General features: G+C 39.7%; 1 protein-coding gene. It reads left to right on the top strand.

The window, feature by feature from the left end:
* Positions 1 to 256 precede the first annotated feature (256 nt).
* A complete protein-coding gene (locus ACFOSE_RS03385; RefSeq protein WP_380430511.1) occupies positions 257 to 2182 on the top strand; it encodes a GbpC/Spa domain-containing protein in 1926 nt (641 codons plus the stop codon).
* Positions 2183 to 2336 lie beyond the last annotated feature (154 nt).

Raw genomic sequence — 2336 nt, 5'->3', positions numbered from 1 at the left:
CTCCTGTTTCTAGTTTACTAGATTTCAACAGGAGTGTTTTTCTTCTGTCTCATGTTAGGGGGGCAGTGCCATAACAGGTCTTTTTCTATATTTATAATATGATATATAATAAAGGGATATGATTTTAAAAATCAAAACAATTTACATTTATATTACATTATGTTACAATACAAATGGTGTAAGCATACTGCAATACATGGAGAGAAATATTGTAGGTTTTGCTTTGTTATTATATTTATTTTGGGAGGATAATTAAATGACACCACAAAAACGTAAAAACTACACGCTTTTTAGTAGTTTATTATTGGCGACCTTATTTGCGACAGGTCCTGTCTTAGCAGAAGATGTAACGAATAATCAGGCAAGTCAGCCAGCTGCAACACAAGATCAAACAGCACAAAATCAAGCTGTCGATCAGAGTCAAGCAGGCGCTCAGGGTTCAGAAGTAGCTGCTAATAACGACAATAATCAAGAAACGCCAGTGACAGATCCAACAGTTACAGAAATCAGCACAGTGAAGAATGCGGATGGTTCTATAACAAAAACGTCTGAGGTGACTTCACAAGATTTGGAATCAGCTAAGTCTGATGTTACTGATTTCAATCAAGCAAATAGATTATCAGAAGATAAAGCAGTGGAACTAGTTGAAACAAAAGTACAAACACAGCCTTCTGTCGATGCTGCTCATGCTGATAATCAAAAACAAGCTAGCGCTATTCAAGAAGCACTTACTACTCAACAAGAAAAGCTTGATCGATACAAGAAAGAGCTTGAGCAATATCAAAAGGATTTAGCAGCGAAACCTGAACGTGATGAGGCATACCAAAAGGCGCTTGAAGCTTACAATGTTGAAAAGGCTGAATATGATGTTAAACTAAAGGCTTGGCAAGAGTACCAGGAGCAAGTTAAAAATGATACAGGTGCCGGACGTGTCGAAAAGTCACAAGGTTTGGTTTATCAAAGTGAACCGGGAGCTGTTATCAGTCTTGAGGGTGTTGATAACTATATCACTAAAGAAGGGATGAAGGAAGTAACATCTGATAGTGATGTATTGCAACACTATAATACTGATCGCTATAATGATGCTATGCTGACGAGCGAAAATCCTTATACTGGTACGGAAGATACTTGGTTCAAAATGAAGGTTGGTCAAACAGTTACAGCTACTTATTCAGGTTTGACCAATTCAAAATACGGTGATAAAAAGATCAGCAAGGTTATCATCACTTATAAACTCAATAGCTCAACTAACCATGATGGAACAGCTATTGTTGAACTCTATCATGACCCAACTAAGACAATCTTCATTGGTTCTCAAGTTCCGCCAGAAGGCGAACAAAATCCTTTGAGTGTTACAATGCAGATTCGTTTCTTTGATGAAGAAGACAATGAAATTGACATGTCTGATAATAAGGCAATCATGAGTCTATCTTCACTTAATCACTGGACAAGTGATCTTGGTGATCACATTGAAAAGGTTTCGGTTGGTGATAATGAATTTATCAAAATTCCAGGTTCATCTGTTGATCTACATGGTGACTATATTTATTCTGACAGTCAGAACCAACGTAAGTCACAAGGGGCAACCTTTGATGCTGAGGGGCCAGATGGATGGGATGCCATCAATGCTGATGGGACTCCGCGTTCGCAAACAGCCTTCTATGGTGCTGGTGCCATGACCTATAAAGGTAAAGAATTTACTTTTACAGCAAGTGGTAACAATCCTTATATTCCGACAACGATTTGGTTCTCGACCAATTCCGCCGTAGCTGTACCACAAGATCCAGGTGCAGCCCCAATACCTCCGACACCAGCAGACGATCCGGTAGAGCCAACTGAGCCAGAGAAAATTACCGTACAATGGCATAGGAACTATGTTGTAGAAACAACAGAAGCTCCAATTCCAGTGGTTCCAGTAGTTCCAGAAACACCAGAATTTCCTCAAATTCCTAATGAGGAAATTCCAAAACCAGAAACACCACGTCCTGAAGAACCAACTGAGACTATTTCAGTAACAGTAGCTGCTCCTAAACCAGCAGAGGTTGCTCCAGTCAAAGAGGCTGCTCTTCCACAAACTGGTGAATCCCAAGGTTACGGAATTATGGCCTTTGGTGTAGGTGTGGTGGTTTATGCGGTGCTGACACTACTTGGAAGTCGTCGACTAGATGAAAACGAAGACTAAAGCTCTTATTTAATCATTAAAATCCTGCCCTTAGGAGCAGGATTTTTTGCATTAATTAATTGAACAAAAACTGGTTGGTATAAGGCACTGCACCCACATAATGGGACAGAAGAAAAACACATTTATGCGGCCAGTTTTCTGTACTCTACAGGAG

The organism is Streptococcus dentapri, from assembly GCF_042649885.1.
GTDB lineage: Bacteria > Bacillota > Bacilli > Lactobacillales > Streptococcaceae > Streptococcus > Streptococcus dentapri.
The sequence above is the reverse complement of the archived record's forward strand: the minus strand, read 5'-3'. Positions and strand labels throughout refer to the sequence as shown.